Here is a 20,200-nt window from a genome sequence, read left to right as displayed (position 1 = left end):
AAATACGCTATTCTGGTGCCGCATGGCGGGGACCTCCTTCCGTGTCTCGAACGTGTGCGAAGCGCTCGAAACACAGAAGAATCCACGTCATGCACCCTGTCCATAACAATCGAACCGGACAGCCGTGGGACAAACCCGGCCATGACGCCGCTGAGGGTTTAGTGCCCTCACTTCGCGTGGTTCGTCATCCGTTTCCCCGGCAGCAGCTCGTACGCCGGCTTCCAGCCCGGCAGCGCGGCCATGCGGCCGAGCCAGGCGTGGATCGCTGGATGACTCTGCGCGAAATCAAAGCCGTGCTCGTCGCTGGGATAGTGCAGATAGGCCATCATCGAGATATCGGCGACGGTCGGCCTTGCTCCGATTGCAAAGGCGTTGTGCTGCAGATGTCCGTCGAGAATGCCGAGGAAGTCCTCCAGCCGTCGGCGGAAATGCTTCAGCACCTGCGGATCGTTCTTCTCGGTGAAGGCCCGCATGAAGCGGTAAGTCGCCATGTAGCCGGTGAGCTTGTGGTTGTCCCAGAACAGCCAGCGCAGCAGCTCGAATTTTTCGTCCTCCGTCTCGGCGCCGAAACGGCCGTACTGATCGGCCAGCTTGAGCAGGAGCGGCGCGGTCTGCGTCATCTTCACGCCGTCGATTTCGAGCACGGGAATCTCGCCCATCTCGTTCACGGTCTTGCGCCACTCTGCCGTGCGCGTGACGCCGCCGGCAAAATCAGTCCACACCGGCTCGAACGTCTCGCCGCAGAGCGTCAGCATCAGCGCCAGCTTGTAACTGTTGCCGGATTCCGGGAAGTAGTGCAGGCGGTAGCTGGGCATGGGACCTCGCGAGACGACGCAGGATTCTGTCAGGAATGCTACATCGTTCCACGTCGTCATTGTGAGCGCAGCGAAGCAGTTCAGCAATGCATCTGTAGGAGCGAGCTATCTCGCCGCTGTCGTCCCGGACAAGCGCAGCTCTTGGCAACGCGCAGCGTTGTCCAGGGCGGAGCGCCGATCCGGGACCCATATCCACAGGGCGTTGTTTTGCGAAGACTCGGGGTGACCACCGTCCGCGACAATTTCTCCCTGGGGTTATGGGTCCCGGGTTCGCGCGATGCGCGCCCCGGGACGACAGGGGAATATGTGATCAGACCTTACCCCACAGCCCCATTCGATCTCAGCTGCTTGATCGTCGCCTCGTCGTATCCCGCGCCGCGCAAAATCTCGTCACTATGCTCGCCGACGGCCGGCGGCTTGCGCGGCTGCACCTTCTTGGCGCCGTCGATCCAGATCGGGCTGTTGATGGTCAGCATGGTGTCGTTCTCGAACGGCACCAGCACCTCGTTGTCGAGCATCTGCTTGTCGTTCGGGATGTCATCCAAGATGCCGACGACGCCGAACACGAGGCCGTTGCCGTCGAGGATCTTGCGCCATTCGGCGAGATCCCTGGTTGCGAAAGTGTCGTCCAGAATCTTGATCAGCTCGACCGAGCGGGCGTGCCGGTCGGCTTTGGTGGCGAAGCGGGGATCGGCGATCAGGTCCTCGCGCCCCAGGCACTTGGCCAGCGTCGGAAACTGCTTCTCCTCGTTCAGCAGCGACAGGATCAGCCAGCGGCCGTCCTTGCATTGATAGTGATTGGCGACCGCATTGAGCGCGCGCTCGCGCGGCCGTCGCTCGCCGAACTTGGAGCCGCAGAGCTTTGCCTGTGCCAGCACGCTTGCGGCCCACACCCCGTTCGCCATCAGGTTGGAGGCGACATGCGAGCCCTTGCCGGTCTTCTCGCGCTGATAGAGCGCGGTGACGATGGCGCCGTAGAACGCCATGGCACAAGGGTGGTCGCCCATGCCGGCGACCGAGCGCGCCGGCGTGGTGTCGGTATCGGCGCGGACGAGGTCCATCAGGCCGGAACGCGCCCAATAGGCGTTGCTGTCGAAGCCGGGCTTGTTGGCCTCCTCGCCCTTCTCGCCATAGCCGGTGAAGGAGGCGTAGATCAGCCGGTCGTTGAGATGGGCGAGGTGGTCATAGGTGATGCCGAGCTTGGCGCGCACCGGCGGCGGCATGTTGGTGATGAAGACGTCGGCTTCCGCCACCAGCTTGTGGAGCACGGCCTGCGCTTCCGGCTTCGACAGGTCGAGCGCGATGCTCTTCTTGTTGCGGGCCTCGAGCAGCCAGGCGAAATTGTGCTCGCCGGTCGGATAGCCCGGCAGGTTGGGCAGATTGCGGTAAGGGTCGCCGGTGCCGGGCGGCTCGATCTTGATGACGTCGGCACCGAAATCCGACAGCACGGTCGCGGCGGCGGGCGCTGCGATGAAGCTCGCGCAGTCCAGAACCTTCAGCCCGGCAAAAATGCCCTTCTCCATCGCGGCGTTGCTCCCTTGCTCTTGTCGTTTCCCGCGCGCTGGAATTGGCGCGGGCCGGTGATGGGAGCATTAGACCGATGTTTCACCGGGATGCAACGGCGCCCGGCGCAGGGCTCATTGCGCTATCCAGCGCGCATCCGCCACGGACCGAAAACCATCTCCCGTCACCCTGAGGTGCTCGTCCTGCGGTGTACCGCAGGACGAGCCTCGAAGGGCGACGGCCCGGCTGCATCCCGGCCGTTCATCCTTCGAGGCCTCCGCTACGCTCCGGCACCTCAGGATAACGGAACTGGCAACATGCGTTGTTGCGGCCGAGTTACGCTGCTCGCCTCACTCCTCCCCCGCAAGCAACGCTGCGTTGCCGCCGGCCGCGGCGGTGTTGATCGTCACGGTCTGCTCGGTGGCAAAGCGCGCGAGGTAGTGCGGGCCGCCGGCCTTCGGGCCGGTTCCGGACAGGCCGTTGCCACCGAACGGCTGCACGCCGACCACGGCGCCGATCATGTTGCGGTTGACATAGATGTTGCCGACCTGGACGCGGTCGATGATGGCCTCGATCGTGTCGTCGATGCGGGAGTGGACGCCGAGAGTGAGCCCGTAGCCGGTGCGCTCGATCGCTTGCAGGACGCGCGCGAGGTTCTCGGCGCGATAGCGCACGACGTGCAGGATCGGACCAAAGACTTCCTCGGTGAGCTCACCGGCCTGCTTGAGCTCGAAGATGTGCGGCGCGACGAAGCAGCCTTCCGGCGCGTGGCCTGCAAAGTGCAGCCGCGCCTCGCGCTTCATCCGCGCGATGTGGGCATCGAGGCGCTGCTTGGCTTCGAGATCGATCACCGGCCCGACATGGGTTGCGACATCAGAGGGATCGCCGATCTTCAACTCGCGTGCTGCGCCCGCGATCATCTCGATCATGCGGTCGGCGACGTCTTCCTGCGCGAACAAGAGCCGCAGCGCCGAGCAGCGCTGGCCGGCAGAGCGGAACGCGGAGGTGACGACGTCGTCGGCGACCTGCTCGGGCAGCGCGGTGGCATCTGCGATCATGGCGTTGATGCCGCCGGTCTCGGCGATAAGTGGCACGATCGGCCCGTCCTTGGCGGCGAGCGTTCGGTTGATCTGACGCGCGACCTCGGTCGAGCCGGTGAAGACGACGCCCGCGATATCAGCATGCGCGGTCAGCACGGCGCCGATGCGGCCGTCGCCGGTGACGAGATGCAGCGCGCTTCCGGGGATGCCGGCCTCGTGCAGCAGGGCCACGGCCTCGCGCGCGATGCGCGGGGTCTGCTCGGCGGGTTTTGCGACCACGCTGTTGCCGGCCATCAGCGCCGCCGTGACCTGGCCCAGGAAGATCGCCAGCGGAAAATTCCACGGCGAGATCGCGACGAAGACGCCGCGGCCGCGCAGGCCAAGCGCATTGCTCTCGCCGGTCGGGCCCGGCATGGCGGCATCGTTCCCGAACAGCTTGCGGCCCTGCGCGGCGTAGTAGCGGCAGAAGTCGGCAGCTTCGCGCAGCTCCGACAGCGCATCGTCGAGCGTCTTGCCGCCCTCGCGTTGCAGCAGCGCGATGAAACGGGCACCTCGGCTCTCCAAGAGATGCGCGGCCTGCTCCAGCGCCGCCGCGCGCGCGCCCGCCGGCGTCCGGCTCCAGCTGGCAAAGCCCGCGCGCGCAGCCGTCACCGCCGCGTTGGCCTGATCCGGCGTCGCGTCGGTGATGGGCTCGAGATCGGCCGCCTCGGCCCTGACGTCGGCCAGCAGCCGGTCGAGTGCGGCACGCTCACCGAATTCGACGCCGCGCGAATTGCGCCGCTCCGGCGCGAACAGATCTGCCGGCAGCGGAATCCTGGGGTGAGCCGCCTGTTGCGGTCGGCCAACGGCATCCGCCGGGCGCTGCAGCAGCGCCGAAACCGGCACGCGATAATCGGCCGCCTGCGCCACGAAGGACGAGTTGGCGCCGTTCTCCAGCAGCCGTCGCACCAGATAGGCGAGCAGGTCGCGATGGCTGCCGACCGGCGCATAGGTGCGGTGGGCGATGTCAGAGTGGTCCTTGGCAAGCTGCTCGTACAGCGCCTCGCCCATGCCGTGCAGGCGCTGGAATTCGAAGCCGCCGCTGCCGGCTGCGAGCTCAAGCACGGTCGCGACCGTCAGCGCGTTGTGGGTGGCGAATTGCGGGAAGATGCGCGGCCGCAAGCCGAGCAACTTCGCCGCGCAGGTGACGAAGTTCAGATCCGTCATCGCCTTGCGCGTGAACACGGGATAGCCGTCCAGCCCGCGCTCCTGCGCGCGCTTGATCTCGGTGTCCCAATAGGCGCCCTTGACCAGCCGCACCATCAGCTTGCGGTCATGCGCGCGGGCAAGCGCATCGACATAGTCGATCACGGCGCTGGCGCGCTTCTGATAGGCCTGGATCGCCAGGCCAAATCCGTCCCAACCGGCAAGTGAGGCATCGGCGAGCGTTGCCGCGATCACGTCGAGCGACAGCTCCAGTCGGTCGGCCTCCTCGGCGTCGACGGTGAAGTTCAGGTCGTAGGCCTTGGCGCGCTGCGCGAGATCCAGCAGTTGCGGCACCAGTTCGCGCATCACGCGATCGCGGCTGATCGCCTCGAAGCGCGGATGCAGCGCCGAAAGTTTGACCGAGATGCCCGGTCGATCGGGCAGGGGATGATGACCCGCAGCTTTGCCGATCGTGTCGATCGCGCTGGCATAGGCGTCGAAGTAGCGCTTCGCGTCGGCCGCCGTGCGCGCGCCTTCGCCGAGCATGTCGAAGGAATAGCGCGACTTCTGGCCCGAGCCCGGCCGGACCCGCTCCAGCGCCTGCTCGATGGTCTCCCCCAGCACGAAATGATTGCCCATCAGCCGCATCGCCTGGCGCGTGGCGGTGCGCACCGCCGGCGCGCCGAGCCGCTTCACCAGCCGGCCGATGGTGCCGTCGGGCGTCTCGCCGGGCTGGATCACGCGCGCCGACACGCCGAGCGCCCAGGCCGAAGCGTTGACCAGGAAGGCGGTGGACTTGGTCTCGTGATGGATGAAGTCGCCCGCGCCGAGCTTGTCCTCGATGAACTGGTCGGCGGTGCGGGCATCAGGCACGCGCAGCAGCGCTTCCGCCAGCACCATCAGGGCGAGGCCCTCCTTCGTCGACAGCGCAAACTCCCGCAGCATGTCCTCGACCCCGCCGAGACGATCGTCGCGCTTGCGGATCGCCTCGATCAGCCGCGTCGCAGTGCGGTCGATCCGCGCCTCCTGCGGCGGGCTCAGATGGGCCGATGGCAACAGGCGCGCAGCAATCTCGGCATCATCGGGCGCATAGGGGGCGGAGAACGGCGGTTGGATATTCGGCATGGCGCGTCCTGTGGCTGATATATTCAGGATAAGGCCCGCGTGACCGTAGTTCGATAGACATTTTTGCACGTTTGCCTTAGAAAATGAAGATCATTCGCCATTCGGCCTCGTAAGATATGGAACTTGATCGCATCGACCGGAAAATCCTCTCGATTTTGCAGGAGGATGGGCGCATCGCCAATGTCGAGCTCGCCGAGCGCATCGGGCTGTCGCCGACCTCGATCGGCGAACGGTTGAAGCGCTTGCAGCGCGAGGGTTTTGTCGAAGGCTATGGCGCGCGGCTCAACCCGCACCGGCTTGGTCTCGGTCTATTGGTGTTCGTCGAGGTGCTGCTCGACAAGACCACGCCCGACAATTTCGAGCGCTTTGCGCGCGCGGTGAAGCTCGCGCCCGAGGTGCTGGAGTGTCACATGGTTGCCGGCGGCTTCGATTATCTTGTGAAGGCGCGGCTTGCGGACATGGCCGCCTATCGACGCTTCCTCGGCGAGACCCTGCTGTCGATGCCGGGCGTGCGCGAGACGCGGACCTATGCGGTGATGGAGGAGATCAAGCGCGACGCACCGTTGCCGGTGGGTTAGCGAAGTGCTGTCGCGATTGTCATTGCTGTGGTTTGATAAGCGGTCTTCGCAGGAAAAATAGCTATCCTTGTGCAATCGCAACGCCTGTCGTCGAATGCACCGGCCGTCTTCTTAAATTTTCTTGGCCCGCTCCCGGAGCGATCCGGGAGGCAGCAAAGGCTGGCGCGGGCTTATACTTTGAGGTTCTCCGCGGAGGTCTTGCCCCGGTTTGCGATCTCTTCGTATTCCACCGTCTGTCCCTCGTTCAGGGTGGACAGACCGGCCTTCTGCACTGCCGAGATATGCACGAACACATCCTTGCCACCCGACGCAGGCTGGATAAATCCATAACCCTTCGTCGGGTTGAACCACTTGACCGTACCTTTAGCCATCACGACTTTCTCCGCGGGTCTTCCTCCGAGATCTCGAACCGCCAGTCCCCGCCAACCGGCCGGTTCGGTCCTACAGGATACGCGGAATGTGGCAGGCTTGGTAGCTCAAACCACATCGGCATTCTGCCGAATTCCGCTCAACTTCGCGGCGTTTTTACCGGTTTTGCCCGTTTCGCGGTCAAATGGCCCGCGCGCGTCCCGTCGTCTGTCAATACGTCGCAGCCAGATAATCGACGATCTTGCTGACATCGGCATCGTCGATCGGTGCGCCATAGACCTTGATCATCTTGGTCACCTCGGCCTGCCAGAAGCCCTTCTTGTCCTTCATCGGCGGCTGCGTGGCGACGTAGTCGGATGAGTGACAGGCGCTGCAATTGCCCTGCACGACCTCGAGATTGGGCCCGGGCTTGAAGGCGGCGACCTCGTCCGGGGTCTTGTAATTGACCGGCGCGGCAAACGCCGAGCCCGCTGCGGCGGCGAGGGCGAGCGTGATGGCGGGGAGAACGGTGCGCTGCATGATCATTCTCCTTCAGGCCACGCTGACGCGGACGGTTTCGACGACGTTGCGCAAGTAACCCGCCGGGTTCCAGCGCGGCGTGTCGGGCTGGGTCTCGCCGCCGTTGCCGGTGGCGCGGACCTTGAGCTCATGGCTGCCGGTCATGAGCTTCACCGGCAGCTTCCATTCGCGGAAGGCGTATTTGCCAAGGTCCTTGCCGAGCTTTGCGCTCACCCAAGTCTTGCCGCCGTCAGCGGAGACCTCGACGTTCTTGATGCCCTTGCCGCCGTCGAAGGCGATGCCGCGCAGGGTCATAGCTCCCGCCTTCAGCTTGGCGCCATCGGGGACGCTGGTAATGAAGGAGCGGATGGTGAAGCGGTTGATCGGGATCGTCGCCTTCGGCGCGGTGCCCGGCTCGATCGCGTTGTTGGGTGTGTCAGGAATGCGATAGGCCGACTTCATCCAGAAGCCGTCATAGACGTTGTCGATGACGGTGATCTCGTTGAGGTGCTTGACCCAATAGGTGCCGTAATAGCCCGGCACGATCAGGCGTAGCGGGAAGCCGTTGAGGAACGGCAGGTCCTCGCCATTCATGCCATAGGCCAGCATCACCTCGCCGTCGGTGGCGTGATCGAGATCGAGCGCCTTGATGAAATCAGGCGTCTTGTCGTTGACCGGCCCGTCCATGCCGTTGAACGTCACCTGCTTGGCGCCGGCCTGGACGCCCGCCATCTCCAGCACCGCCTTCAGCGGCACGCCGCGCCAGCGCGCACAGCCCATCGCGCCATTGGCGAGCTGGCCGCCCGCAACGCGCGGCTCGAAGAAGCCGCGGCTGTTGCCGGAGCATTGGTTGACGGCGACGATCTCCGTCGCCTTCATCTTCCTGATGTCCTTCAGCGACAGTTTCAGCGGCTTGTCGACCTTGCCCTTGACCTCGAGCGTGAACTTGTCGGGGTCGAGATTGTAGGGCAGGTCGGAGAGATGATAGCGCACGAAGAACGCGTTATTCGGCGTGATCGGGCCGTCGTTGAACACGGCAAACGGCGTCTCGAGCTGCGGCGGCCGGCTGGTCAGGCCGATCATCGGCCGCTTCTGCGGATATTTCACCAGCGGCCGTTCGCCATTGGCGAAGGGCAGGGTGACGGTGTCGAGTGCCAGCGCTTTGGTGGAATTCAGTGTGGCCGCAAGTGCGGCAAGGCCCGCTCCCTTGAGCAGGTCGCGTCGATCGAACATGGTCTCCTCCCGGAGCTTTTCGTTGGATCGCGGTCATCGCCGCAATCCCGCGCTCATCTGTCGCAACGATTTGGATGATGTCAATTCGTGCTTTCGCAGCAAGCCCATGTCGCTGCGTTGCAGCAGGCCGGTGTTACGCAGCGTCGAGAGGGAGCCGAGTTGTTGCGGCGGCGACGGTGCACCTCTCCCGCTTGCGGGAGAGGTCGCGCCCACCGGGTCGCGCCGAAGGCGCGCCCGATGACAGGCTCCGGCGCGGGTGAGGGCTCTTTCCTCTAGGGGACTGTCCCGTTGCGGAAGCACCCTCTCCCCAACCCTCTCCCGCAAGCGGGAGAGGGAGCGCGCCGACTTCGTGAGTTACGCCGCGACGCGCACGCTGCGATCGACCAGCGCCGTCAGCTCCCTTGCATCCGCCACCACCCGCACGGCCATCGGCTCGTCGCGGCCGCGGATCGCGACCTCCTGCTGCGGCAGGGCGTCCTCGGCAAGATCCGCGGTGCGGCGGACCTCTTCCGAGACGATGGCCTCGCAGGCCAGCGTCTTGGTCATGTCCTGCAGGCGGGCGGCAACGTTGACGGCGTCGCCGAGCGCGGTGAAGACGATGTGATCGCGGTAGCCGATGTCGCCAATGATGACCTCGCCACCGTGAATGCCGATGCCGAAGCGGATCGGCTGGCGCAGATCGTGGCTCAGGAGCTCGTTGAGCTCGTCGATATGCGTGGCGATTCCGGCGGCAGCCTTCAGCGCCTGCCGGCACGCGGTTTGCGGGTCGGCCGACAGCCCGAACAGCGCCAGCATGCCGTCGCCGACGAACTGGTTCGGCTGGCCGCCATTCTCGATCACGGCCTGGGAGACCGCGCCGAGGAAGCGGTTGACGATGAAGACCGTGTCGAACGGCAGCCGCTTCTCGGCAAGCTGCGTCGAGCCGCGCATGTCCACGAACAGGCTGACGAGATAGCGTTCCTGGCCGATGCGCGCCGGCGTCGAGGCCTGTCCGTCCGCCGCATGCGTGTGGGGCGTGAAGAGCTGGAAGAAGGAGAGGTCGGAGTCCGGACGCAGCTGGCACGCAAGCCGGATCGACGGATCGGCGGTGCCGACACGGGCCAGCACGAAGGCCTCGCGCTGCGATGGCTGGGGCAGGGCGCCATGATCGCCGATGACGCGGATGCGGCAGGTCGAGCAGCGCGCGCGGCCGCCGCAGACGCTGGCATGCGGCACGTTGTTGCGCAGGCTCGCCTCCAGCACGGAAAGGCCCTTTGGCACGCGCACCGTCTTGCCGTTGCCGTAGGACAGCGCGATCATGCCGCCGCGTCGCTCACGCCAGGCGCGCACGCCGCGCGCGGCCAGTGCCAGTCCCAGCAAACCGAAATATCCGGCGGTGAGGCCGCCGGCGATGCGGTCGAGCGTATTGCCTTCCGCGACGGTGCCGACCTGGCGGCGGGTGAGATTGTGCGTCCGCCATTCTCCATCATCACTGTCGACGGCGACGCCGCGGCCCCCCTGATAGATGCCGAGCAGCGACAGCGTCGGGACCAGCACGGCGGCCGCGAGCAGATAGGGCGCCGCGCGCGTGAAGAACGGCTTCAGGCGAAGCCAGAAATAGATGCCGATGCAGCCATGCACCCAGGCGATCAGGAGCAGGATCGTCATCTGCCAGAGCCGGCCCGGCGCGGCGACGAAGAACAGATAGAGCTCCTGCGGATAGAGCTTCTGGTGTCCGTACAGCGTCTGGCCGAGCCGCACGCCGATCACATGCGCCATCACGAGAGCCGGAATGCTCAGTCCCAGCACGAGCTGCAGCGGCTCGATCGTCCGCCAGCGGAACTGCCGGCGCTGATACAGCGCGTAAATGCCGAGCCCCATATGGGTCAGCGCCGCCGTGTAGAACACGATCGCGACAGGGAGGAACTGCCAGAACAGGGTATGGTAGTAGACGCCGACGTCCATCGCATCGACCGAGATGTTGCCGAGCGCGTGGTTGAGGAAATGGCTGACCACATAAGAGAACAGGATTATTCCGCAGATGAGCCGCACCTGCCGCACGCTGGTTGCGCGCACGAGTTCGGGCATATGTACGGGAGCGGTGGCCATGATTCGGTTGTATCAGTTCATCAAGGAGAACAGCCAGCGTAGCGTTTAATTCCTGATGTGGACAGCCGGCGGCATCACATGCCTGGGAAGGAGCCACACACTCCGCCGTCGTCCCGGACAAGCGCGCCCTCAGGCGCGCGCCGATCCGGAACCCATAACCACAGGGAGCGGTTTGGGGCCGGATGGTAACCGCGAGTCATCGCCAAACTCCTTCCTGTGGTTATGGTCCCGGGTCTGCGCTTACGCTTGCCCGGGACGACCCGGGGAGGGAGCTTGGCCTACATTGACTCCCCCTCCCAAGTCGGGGAAAAGCGCGGCCGTGACGATCGCTCCCGACATCTCTGCGAAGCCAGACGGCGCCGAACGCCGTCTCATCCTTGTTGCCGCGGCGATCATCGCCGCGATGACGCTGCTGCGCATCGTCTATGCCTCTGCGATCGAGCTGCGCACGGACGAAGCCTATTATTGGACCTGGTCGAAGGAGGCCGCGCTCAGCTTCCTCGATCATCCTCCCGGCATCGCCTGGCTGATCCGCTTCGGAACCGCGATTCTCGGCGACACCAATCTCGGCGTTCGCTTCGGCGGCATCGTCGCGATGCTGGTGACGCAGCTGCTGCTCGCCGACATCGTCCGTCGCCTCACGCATGATGCACGTGCGATTGTGCTCGCGGTGCTGATGCCGGAGGCCGCGCTCTATTACGGTCTGCTGATGGCCAAGGTCGCGCCCGATGTCGCGATGATTCCGTGTGCGATGGCGATGGTGTGGTCGCTGGTGCGGCTCGCACAGGGCGGGGACGGCCGGTGGTGGCTCGCGGCCGGCCTGTTCGCAGGCCTCTCGATGCTGTCGAAATTCACTGCGATCATGTTCGCGCCCGCGGTCGCCGCCTTTTTGCTGGTGCCGGATTGGCGCTGGCGTTGGCTGCGCAGTCCTTACCCCTATCTTGCCGTGCTGGTCGCGATGGCAGTGTTCTCACCGGTGCTGATCTGGAACGCGCAGCACGACTGGGCCTCGTTCCGTTTCCAGGGCGTGCGCGCCACCACCAATTACGGCATCTCGCTGCGCACGATCGGCGATTACATCGGCCTGCAATTCGGCCTGGTCGGCTTCGTCATGCTGCCGGTGGTGCTGACGGGCCTGGTCTTGACGGCGTGGCGCGGTTATCGCACGCGCGAGCCGGTCGCGATCCTTTTGTCGACCGCGGTGCTGGTGCCGTTCCTCTACTTCCTCTTCAAGTCGATGACGCTGCGGGTCGGCGACACCTGGCCGATGTTCATGTGGCCGGTGGGCTTTGCGGCCGCCGCGGTGAACCTCGCCACGATGACGAAAGAGGGATGGTCGGCCCGAATGCTCAGGTCATCGCTGTTCTGGGCCGACACGGCGATCGGCTCGGGCATCGCCTTCGTCGTCATCGTGTTCCTCTACTACGTCGCCGCGCCCTGGAATCTGCTCGGCAAGATCGATCCGATCGGCGCCGAAGCCGGCTACGAGCAGGTCGCCGCGCGCGCGCAAGCCGCCCTCGACGTCACAGGCGCGACCTGGATCGCGACCACGGACTACCGCACCTATGCCATGATGCGCTGGCTGTTCCGGGGCCGCGTGCCCGTCATCGAGATCAACGAGCGCGGCCGTTTCCAGGATTTCCGCGATCCCGGCATGGACCGGATCAGCGGCCACGCAGGGATCTATGTCGGGCGCGAGCCGGACGACCGTTCGTCGCTGTGGGCTTCAATCCCCGTGAAACGCGAGCAGCTCGGCCAAGTCGAACGCCGCTGGCGCGGCGTCCTGACGGATACCTATGTGATTGAAAAGCTCTCCGACTGGACCCCGGAGCTCTCGCCGCCGAAGGATTCGCCGCTGTTCCAATGGAAAGTGCTGGCCCTCTTCTCCCTCTCCCCGCACGCGGCAGGGCTATCGTATATGACTCGTGGCGGCAGCCTGCGCGCACGCCTCGTCCTTCGAGACGGCGCTTACGCGCCTCCTCAGGATGAGGCTAATCGGCGTCAGTACCCGTTGAAACTGTTGCCGCGCACTCCGTCCTCATCCTGAGGAGCCCGCCTAAAGCGGGCGTCTCGAAGGATGGCCGCAGGGAAAAGCTCTCAAATGCGATAGCCCTGCCGCACGCGGGGAGAGGCGAAAGGAGTGCACTATTCCTCGTCGTCCTTCTTCCGCAGCAGATCCGTCGCGAGGTCTGACAGCTTCGGCGGCGGCAGCGCCGCGAACGGCAGCGGCCTTGTCACGTCGATCGCGGCCAATCCCAACCGCGCCGTCAGCAGCCCGTTGAGCACGCCTTCGCCCAACCGCTGCGACAGTTTTGCCGCGATGCCATGGCCGAGCATCTGCTGCACCAGGCTGTCGCTCGCGGCCATGCCGCCGGTGATGGCGAGATGGGCGATGACGTGGCGGAGCAGGCGGATCATGCCGAGTGCGCCGGGACGGCCGCCATAGAGATAGGCGAGCTGGCGGATCAGGCGCAGCGCGGCGACGAACACGAACAGCACGTCGATCGCCGCGCGGGGCGAGACCGCGGTGACGATCGAGACCTTTTGCGCCGCTGATGACACCAGCCGCCGCGCTTCCGCGTCCAGCGGCGACATCAACTCGCGCTCGGCGAGCCGGATCATGTCGGCGCCGTCGATGATCTCGCCGGCATGGCTCTCCAGCGTGGCGCGGGCGCGTGCCAGCTGCGGGTTCTGATGCGCGATCTTGAGGAGGTCCTGCACGATGACGCGACTCTCCTTGCGATCGTCATTGGCAAGCACCGCGGCCGCGCGCTGATGCAGCTTCTCGATCGTGGTGAGGCGCGCCAGGCCGAATGCCTCGCGTCCGATCACCACGGCAAGCGCCAGCGCGGTGACGAAGGCGAAGGCAACGCCGACGAAGCCGAGCGTTTCGCTGCGCGCAAACAGGTCTTCGATCAGATGGACGACGCTGAGCCCGGTGCCGAGCAGCGTCAGCCCGGCGAGGCCGGACCAGAACAGCGTGCCCCACGGGAAGCCGCGCCGTACCGGACGCGCGGCCTCGATCGGCACCGGCAGCGCCATTGGATCCGGCTCCGGCGTGATCTGGATCGTGCCGCGACTGAGCCGTCCCGTTTCGTCGGCCTCCGTGACGACGACGCCGGGATCGTCGAGCCGGAACGTCGCCGGCCGCCGCTGCTGGGATCGGTCGTTCATGACAGCCTGTCTCCGATCAGGAACTGCAAGGCACGGTCGAGGCGGATGTGTGGCAGCACGGGCTCGTCGTTACCCTCGCGCGCGAGCTTTGGCGGCCGGAAGCGCAGGAAGCGGAAATCGCTCTTCTCGGCGGCCTCCCTCGCGAGCCCACGGAACGCATCCGCGCCGTTGAACAGCGGCTCGGGATCGACGGGCAGATCGCCGGGAAAGGTCGCAACCTCCGTGTTGCCGTCGAAGAACTCGCCACCGGCGCTTTCGCCCGCGACCGGCGTTCCCAGGATCGACGGCAGTTTGTCGCGGCCATGCGCCACCTGCGCTTCGCGCGTGGCGCGCACGGCGGCCAGCGCCACGACGTCGATCGCCGCGCCGGTATCTTCCGCGCGCACAACGGCGCCCGAGACGGCACGGCGCAGCACGGCCTCGAGACGGTCGTGGCTGAAATGATGCAGATGGTCCGCCTTGGTCGCCGCGAACAGGATGCGGTCGATGCGCGGCCGGAACAGGCTGGAGAGCAATGTGCTGCGGCCGATGTTGAAGCAGTCGAGAATGCCGGCGAGTGCGGCTTCGAGATCGTGCAGCGCCTCGGGGCCGGAGTTGAACGCGGCGAGCGCATCGGCCAGCACGATCTGACGATCGAGCCGCGCAAAATGATCGCGGAAGAACGGCCGCACCACGACGTCCTTGTAGGCCTCGAAGCGCCGCACCATCATCGCCCACAGCGATCCCTCAGGTGCCTGCCCGCCGGCGGGCACGTCGAGCGGCGCAAAGGTCAGCGCCGGCGTATCGGCGAGATTTCCGGGCATCAGGAAGCGGCCGGGCGGCAACAGGCTCATCGCAAACCGCTCGTCGCGGCAGGCGCGAAGATAATCGGTGAAGAGCTTTGCGGCCTTCAGCGTCGCCTGCTCGTCCTCGCGCGCTTCCGGCTTGAGCGTTGCGAGATGGGTGTGCCACTCGGTCGCGAGATGCGCGCGCGGCGCCTCGCGCGACAGCGCCAGGCTTTCCGCGGACCATTGCTCGTAGCTCTTCTGCAGCAGCGGCAGGTCCAGCAGCCATTCGCCGGGATAGTCGACGATGTCGAGCGTCAGCGTGCGGTCGGCGCCGTTCGGGCGCTGGTAGTCGATGACGAGCCTGAGCTCGCTGATGTCGACGGTGGAGTTCGGCCAGCGCCGCTCCTCGACCAGCGCGCGCAGATGGCTTTCATAGGCAAAGCGCGGGACGGCGTCGTCCGGCTGCGGCGCCAGATGCGCCCGCGCGATCCGGCCCGAGGCATAGGCCTCGAACACGGGAAACCGGCCGCCGCGCGTCAGCCCGTGGATCAGTGCGGTGATGAATACGGTCTTACCGGCGCGCGACAGACCGGTGACACCAAGCCGCACCGTCGGGTTGAAGAAATGCTCGCCATAGTCGATCAGCGCCCGCGCCGACAGCCGCGCCTCCTCGACCATATCCTGGAAACTGAATGCCATATGAACGTGAGGGGATCTCGGGCGAGGGGATACGCAAAATGGACTAGTCACAAAAGTGGCAATTGCCTGAGGAAATTCAAGCTTTCATACTTCCACCGCCTTTGTTGGCAAATCAGCCGTTTGAACGATGCGCCGATCCCGAGAGACCATACAAGAGGGCATTGCCACGCTTTGCGGATTGCCATGACCGTCTTCCAAATGAAACAGTTCGCGTCCAATTCCGTCCACGCCGCAGTCGACGCGATCGGCTGGAACTACGACCGCGCCGAGTTGATCGCTGACGGCATCATCCATGCGATCGGCGTGCTCTCCGGCATCATCGCCGCGACCGTGCTGGTGGTGCTGGCGGCGGTTTATGCCGACGCCACCGACATCGTCGGCGTCTCGATCTATGTCGCTGGCCTGCTCTCGATGCTGGTGCTGTCGGCGACCTATAATCTCTGGCCGGTGTCGCCGGCGAAATGGCTGCTGCGGCGGTTCGACCATTCCGCGATCTATCTGCTGATCGCCGCGACCTACACGCCGTTCATCCTGGAGCTCAAGGACAGCGTGTTCGCGCTGGTGCTGCTCGCCGGCGTCTGGTGCGTGGCGATATCAGGCATCGTGCTGAAGCTGCTCTGTCCCGGCCGGTTCGACCGCGTCTCGGTCGGCATCTACCTCGCGATGGGCTGGAGCGGCATGATGCTGTACGGTCCCGTGGTCAGGGCCTTGCCTGCGCTGGTGCTGGGCTTCATCCTTGCCGGCGGCCTGCTCTACAGCTTTGGCGTGATCTTCCACGCCTGGCGGCGGCTGCGCTTCCAGAATGCGATCTGGCACGGCTTTGTCTTGGCCGGCGCGGCATGCCATTATACCGCGGTGCTCGACCTCGTGTTGAGCTGACGAGGACCCGCGACGCGGAATAAGCGGCGCGGTATAAAGCGATACAAGACAGAGGAGACGTCGCATGCAGGTGACCGGCAAGGTCGTGGTCGTCACGGGCGGCGCAAACGGCATCGGCAAGGCGCTGTGCGAGGCCTTTCACAATGCGGGCGCAGCCAAGGTCGTCGTCGCGGATATGGATGCCGCCAATGCGAGGGCGGTCGCCGCCATGGTGGATGGCGCCGCCTTCAAATGCGACGTCGCGCAGGAAAAGGACATCGCCCACGTCATCGAGGAGACCGAGCGGCAGTTCGGCCCGATCGAGCTGTTCTGCTCCAATGCCGGCATCGGCGGCGGCTTCGATCCGATGTCGGAAAATGCCGGCGGCGCCTCGGATGAGCCCTGGCAGCGCAGCTGGGCGATTCACGTCATGGCCCACGTTTACGCGGCGCGCCATCTTATCCCCCGCATGAGGGCGCGCGGCGGCGGCTATTTCCTCAACACCATCTCGGCCGCAGGCCTGCTGTCGCAGGTCGGCAGTCCGGCTTATTCGACGACGAAGCACGCCGCGGTCGGCTTTGCCGAAAGTCTCGCGATCTCGCACAAGGCCCACAACATCAAGGTCTCGATCCTCTGCCCGCAGGGCGTCGACACCAACATGCTGCGCTCGATCCCCAAGGGCCCGCAATCCGGCGACGGCGACCTGACGCCCGAGCAAGTGGCGAAAGACGTGCTCGCCGGTCTCGAGCAGGAAACCTTCCTGATCCTGCCGCACCCGCAGGTGCTCGGCTACATGCGCAAGAAGACCGAGAACTACGACCGCTGGATCGGCGGCATGGCCAAGATCCAGGCGAAGATGCGGGAGGAGTTCGGGAAGTGACCGCCACACCTGACGCTGTCATGCCCCGCGAAGGCGGGGCATCCAGTACCCCGCGGCGCGCATTGGTTTGCACAATTGGCGCCGCGGAGTACTGGATCGCCCGCCCCAGTGCGCAACTGCGCACAAGGCGGGCGATGACACCGAGAGTGTGGCTACGCCGCCATCTCCCCCTCCACCCGGCTCTGCCGCAGCGCCCGCGCGTAGAGCATCATGCCCTCGCGCACCGTGCGCTGCTCCGCTTCCGTCAGCGCGGCCAGCGCTCCACTCACCTGCTGCCGGCCGAACGCATGTAGCGCCTCCAGCGTGCGCCGGCCCTTCGCCGTCAGCGACAGCAGCTTGCTGCGCGCATCAAGCTCATCCGGTGTCTCGCGCAGCTCGCCGCAATCGATCAGCTTGCGCACCAGGCGGCTGACGCTGGATTTTTCCAGGCGCAGGAAGTCGCCGAGCTCGCCCGATGTCATGGGGCCGCGGATGCCGATCTCCAGGATGGTGTGGACCGCCGAGGGCGGATAGCCCGAGGCCGCCACCGTCGCGTCCATGAAGCCGAGCTCGCGCACCATCTGGCGCGAGGCGGCGCGGATGTCGTCGATCAGCGAAAGCTCGGCCATCTTGACTCCCGGCGTATAGTTGTATCATACAACTATATGCGCGCAGCGGCGCGCGCAAGCGTTTCGGAGGTGGGCCATGAGCGGAACTTTGCCTGCGGGGATGCGGATGAAGGACAAGGTCTGCCTGGTCACGGGCGGCGGCAGCGGCATCGGCCGCGCCACGGCGCTCAGGATGGCGGCCGAGGGAGCCGAAGCGATTTTCGTGGCCGGCCGGCGCGAAGCCGAGATCGACGCCACCGCCGCAGCATGCCGCGAGCTCGGTGTGGAGGCCGTCCCGGTCAAGACCGATATCACGCAGGAGGACGACGTCGCACGGCTGGTGCGCGTGGCCATCGAGCGTTGCGGCCGGCTCGACGTTGCCTTCAACAATGCCGGCTTCCAGGAGCGCCGCGCGCCGCTGGAAGAGCAGGGCACCGACATCTACGACAGCGTGTTCGACACCAATGTCCGCGCGCTGTTTCTCTGCCTGCGCCACCAATTGCCGGCGATGCTGCCGCAGGGGCGCGGCAGCATCGTCGTCAACGCCTCCGTCAGCGGCGTGCGCAATCCCAATCCCGGCTTCTCGCTCTATTCGGCTTCCAAGGCCGCCGCGATCTCGCTGACGCGCTCGGCGGCGATGGAGAACGCCCCGCGCGGCATCCGCATCAACGCCATCGCGCCCGGCCGTGTCGTCACCGACATGATGCTGCGCGCCGGCGTCGGCGATGTCGCGACCGTCAGCGCAGGCCTGCCGCTGCGGCGGATGGGCAGCCCGGAGGAGGTGGCGGAGGCCGTGGTGTGGCTGTCGTCGGATGCGTCGTCCTATGTCGTCGGGCACGTGCTCGCGGCGGACGGAGGATTTCTGGCGTCGTAGTGTGTGGTGCGTTCGCGCAACAAACTCGGTGTCGTCCCCGCGAACGCGGGGACCCATAACCACAGGGAGAGTTTGGCGAAGACGGGTAGTTGCTCTATCCTGCGGTACTGGCGCCTGCGCTTATCGACAGATCACGCGGTATGGGTCCCCGCGTTCGCGGGGACGACAAGATCAATGTTTCTGCCCGTACAGCACCGGCACCGCGGAATCCACGACGACCTCCACCAAGCTCGTGCCCTCGAACGCCATCCCGCGCTTCAACACCTCACCCAACTCCGCCGCCTTGCTCACTCGCACCGCATGGCAGCCCATGCCTTCGGCAAGCCGGACGAAATCGATCCCCGGCAGCTCCAGCCCCGGCACGTTCCTCACCTGCATCACCTGGCTGAACGAGCGCATCGCGCCGTAGCCGGAATTGTTGATGACGACGACGGTCAGCGGCAGCTTGCGCTGCGCGGCGGTCCACAGCGCCTGGATCGAGTACATCGCGGAGCCGTCGCCGATCAGGCAGACCGTGCGCTGCTTCGGCTTGCCGAGTGCCATGCCGACGGCGGCGGGCAGGCTATAGCCAAGGCCGCCGCTCGCCATGGTGTAAAAACTGTCCTGACCGCGCATAGGCAGGAATTTTTGCATCGCCGGCCGGTGCGAGGGCACTTCCTCGACGAGTGATGCGCCATCCGGCATCGCCTGCGACAGCGAATGCAGCAGGAATTCGACCGGCAGCGGATCGGCGGCTTGAGGCGGCGGCGGCAGCATGCGGCCTTTGGGCGCCGCGCGCTTGCTCTCCGGCAGCAGGTCGAGCAGCAGGCCCAGCGCCGGCTTCATCGTCGCGATGATGCTGGTGCCGACCGGTGTCACCGCCGCGGCGTCCGCATCATCTGTGATCTGGTAGATCGTCGCGCCGCCGTCGAAGATCGCGGCGTGGCCCTCGACATGGAAGGTGAACACCGGGGCGCCGATCACGACGACGATGTCGTGCTCGCGCAGCGCATCGGAGAGCTGCGCCGGCGAAGCGTGCAGGAAGCCGGCGAATTGCGGATGCCGCTCCGGAAACGAGCAACGCGCTGAGAACGGGCTGACCCAGACGCTGGCCTTGGCCTTCTCCGCCACGCGCACCATCAGATCGACTGCGCCGGCGCGGTCGATTCCGGGGCCGACGACGAGAGCAGGGTGTTTTGCCGAGCCGAGCGCTGTGACCAGCGCCTTCATCGGATCAAGCTCGGGCCCGATCTCACGGCTGACCTTGCGCGCCTCGACCGGTGCGCAGGCATGGGCCCAGTCGTCGATCGGGATCGAGACAAAGGTCGGCCCAAAGGGCGGCTGCATCGCGGTGTAATAGGCGCGTGCGATCGCGGCCGGCACGTCCTCCGGCCGCGCCGGCTCGACGCTGTATTTGACGTAAGGCCGCGGAAATTCCGAGGCGCGCTCGGCATAGAGGAAGGCCTGCAAGGGGAGGATCGAGCGCGCCTGCTGGCCCGCGGTGATCACCAGCGGCGTCTGGTTGCGGTGTGCGGTGTAGATGTTGCCCAGCGCGTTGCCGACGCCGGCGGCCGAATGCAGATTGACGAAGCCGGCATTGCGCGTCGCCTGCGCGTAGCCATCGGCCATGCCGACCGCGGAGGCTTCCTGCAGCGCCAGCACGTAGTCGATGTCGTCGGGCCAGTCGCTCAGGAACGGCAGCTCGGTCGAGCCGGGATTGCCGAACACCTTGTCGATGCCAAAGGCGCGCAGCAGGTCGAGCGTCGCCTGCTTGACGGTGACGGACTTGCTGCCGGTCTTGCCGTTCTTGGCCATGGTTTCCGTCCCCTGTTTATTCCTCATCCTGAGGAGCGCGCCTTCGCGCGTCTCGAAGGATGAAGGCCCGGCTAGTGGCCTCGCCCTTCGAGACGCGCGTGAAGGGCGCGCTCCTCAGGGTGAGGGTCTAACT

At 65.8% G+C, this 20,200-nt stretch carries 16 protein-coding genes; 5 read left to right on the top strand and 11 right to left on the bottom strand.

Annotated elements, in window-relative coordinates; all coding sequences use genetic code 11:
• Nucleotides 1-167 precede the first annotated feature (167 nt).
• The 3 genes from CVM73_RS31420 to putA all read right to left on the bottom strand — a co-directional run bounded on the left by CVM73_RS31420 (nt 168) and on the right by putA (nt 5,668).
• The gene (locus tag CVM73_RS31420; RefSeq protein ID WP_100235652.1) at nt 168-815 is read right to left on the bottom strand and encodes a glutathione S-transferase family protein; all 648 of its coding nucleotides are present in this window, start codon (nt 813-815) and stop codon (nt 168-170) included.
• A gap of 317 nt (nt 816-1,132) precedes the next feature.
• Entirely contained in the window at nt 1,133-2,338 is a 1,206-nt protein-coding gene (locus tag CVM73_RS31415) for a CaiB/BaiF CoA transferase family protein (protein WP_100235651.1), read from the bottom strand.
• A 330-nt stretch (nt 2,339-2,668) separates the two neighbouring features.
• Nucleotides 2,669-5,668 carry a bifunctional proline dehydrogenase/L-glutamate gamma-semialdehyde dehydrogenase PutA gene (putA, locus tag CVM73_RS31410; RefSeq protein ID WP_100235650.1) on the bottom strand — a complete coding sequence of 1,000 codons (3,000 nt, stop codon included), beginning with the start codon at nt 5,666-5,668 and terminating at the stop codon, nt 2,669-2,671.
• Nucleotides 5,669-5,784: 116 nt separating this feature from the next.
• Between putA and CVM73_RS31405 the strand changes: the two genes are divergently transcribed.
• On the top strand, nt 5,785-6,246 hold the full coding sequence (locus tag CVM73_RS31405; protein WP_018317238.1) for an Lrp/AsnC ligand binding domain-containing protein: 462 nt from the start codon (nt 5,785-5,787) through the stop codon (nt 6,244-6,246).
• A 170-nt stretch (nt 6,247-6,416) separates the two neighbouring features.
• On the opposite strand, the gene CVM73_RS31400 is transcribed toward CVM73_RS31405, so the two are convergent.
• The 4 genes from CVM73_RS31400 to CVM73_RS31385 form a co-directional block, all read right to left on the bottom strand.
• The gene (locus tag CVM73_RS31400) at nt 6,417-6,617 is read right to left on the bottom strand and encodes a cold-shock protein (RefSeq protein ID WP_008563500.1); all 201 of its coding nucleotides are present in this window, start codon (nt 6,615-6,617) and stop codon (nt 6,417-6,419) included.
• A gap of 208 nt (nt 6,618-6,825) precedes the next feature.
• On the bottom strand, nt 6,826-7,134 hold the full coding sequence (gene sorB, locus CVM73_RS31395) for a SorB family sulfite dehydrogenase c-type cytochrome subunit (protein ID WP_167407158.1): 309 nt from the start codon (nt 7,132-7,134) through the stop codon (nt 6,826-6,828).
• 12 nt (nt 7,135-7,146) lie between these two features.
• Nucleotides 7,147-8,346 carry a SorA family sulfite dehydrogenase catalytic subunit gene (sorA, locus tag CVM73_RS31390; RefSeq protein ID WP_100235648.1) on the bottom strand — a complete coding sequence of 400 codons (1,200 nt, stop codon included), beginning with the start codon at nt 8,344-8,346 and terminating at the stop codon, nt 7,147-7,149.
• 354 nt (nt 8,347-8,700) lie between these two features.
• Nucleotides 8,701-10,434 (bottom strand): adenylate/guanylate cyclase domain-containing protein, encoded by a 1,734-nt coding sequence (locus CVM73_RS31385; RefSeq protein WP_100235647.1) that lies wholly within the window; start codon nt 10,432-10,434, stop codon nt 8,701-8,703.
• Nucleotides 10,435-10,837: 403 nt separating this feature from the next.
• Here CVM73_RS31385 and CVM73_RS31380 point away from each other — a divergent pair, with 403 nt between their 5' ends.
• Nucleotides 10,838-12,481: a glycosyltransferase family 39 protein gene (locus tag CVM73_RS31380; RefSeq protein WP_245452484.1), complete on the top strand. Its 1,644-nt coding sequence runs from the start codon at nt 10,838-10,840 to the stop codon at nt 12,479-12,481.
• A gap of 98 nt (nt 12,482-12,579) precedes the next feature.
• Here CVM73_RS31380 and CVM73_RS31375 read toward each other — a convergent pair whose 3' ends face one another.
• Together CVM73_RS31375 and CVM73_RS31370 are read right to left on the bottom strand one after the other, a co-directional pair.
• The gene (locus CVM73_RS31375) at nt 12,580-13,608 is read right to left on the bottom strand and encodes a YcjF family protein (RefSeq protein WP_100235646.1); all 1,029 of its coding nucleotides are present in this window, start codon (nt 13,606-13,608) and stop codon (nt 12,580-12,582) included.
• Nucleotides 13,605-15,074, bottom strand: coding sequence for a YcjX family GTP-binding protein (locus CVM73_RS31370; protein WP_100235645.1), 1,470 nt, complete (start codon nt 15,072-15,074; stop codon nt 13,605-13,607). Before CVM73_RS31370 ends, CVM73_RS31375 begins: the two co-directional genes overlap by 4 nt.
• Before the next feature lie 183 nt (nt 15,075-15,257).
• Here CVM73_RS31370 and trhA point away from each other — a divergent pair, with 183 nt between their 5' ends.
• Both trhA and CVM73_RS31360 read left to right on the top strand, forming a co-directional pair.
• Nucleotides 15,258-15,953, top strand: coding sequence for a PAQR family membrane homeostasis protein TrhA (gene trhA, locus CVM73_RS31365; RefSeq protein WP_100235644.1), 696 nt, complete (start codon nt 15,258-15,260; stop codon nt 15,951-15,953).
• 64 nt (nt 15,954-16,017) lie between these two features.
• Complete coding sequence (locus tag CVM73_RS31360) at nt 16,018-16,812, top strand: SDR family oxidoreductase (protein ID WP_100235643.1); 795 nt, start codon at nt 16,018-16,020, stop codon at nt 16,810-16,812.
• A gap of 152 nt (nt 16,813-16,964) precedes the next feature.
• Here the strand turns inward: CVM73_RS31360 and CVM73_RS31355 are convergent, their stop codons facing one another.
• The gene (locus tag CVM73_RS31355) at nt 16,965-17,420 is read right to left on the bottom strand and encodes a MarR family winged helix-turn-helix transcriptional regulator (protein ID WP_100235642.1); all 456 of its coding nucleotides are present in this window, start codon (nt 17,418-17,420) and stop codon (nt 16,965-16,967) included.
• A gap of 76 nt (nt 17,421-17,496) precedes the next feature.
• Between CVM73_RS31355 and CVM73_RS31350 the strand changes: the two genes are divergently transcribed.
• Nucleotides 17,497-18,273: an SDR family NAD(P)-dependent oxidoreductase gene (locus CVM73_RS31350; protein ID WP_100235641.1), complete on the top strand. Its 777-nt coding sequence runs from the start codon at nt 17,497-17,499 to the stop codon at nt 18,271-18,273.
• A gap of 171 nt (nt 18,274-18,444) precedes the next feature.
• Here CVM73_RS31350 and mdlC read toward each other — a convergent pair whose 3' ends face one another.
• On the bottom strand, nt 18,445-20,067 hold the full coding sequence (gene mdlC, locus CVM73_RS31345) for a benzoylformate decarboxylase (protein ID WP_100235640.1): 1,623 nt from the start codon (nt 20,065-20,067) through the stop codon (nt 18,445-18,447).
• Nucleotides 20,068-20,200: the final 133 nt, after the last annotated feature.

Source organism: Bradyrhizobium forestalis (genome assembly GCF_002795245.1).
Classification (GTDB): domain Bacteria; phylum Pseudomonadota; class Alphaproteobacteria; order Rhizobiales; family Xanthobacteraceae; genus Bradyrhizobium; species Bradyrhizobium forestalis.
This window is presented reverse-complemented; position numbering and strand designations above follow the sequence as displayed.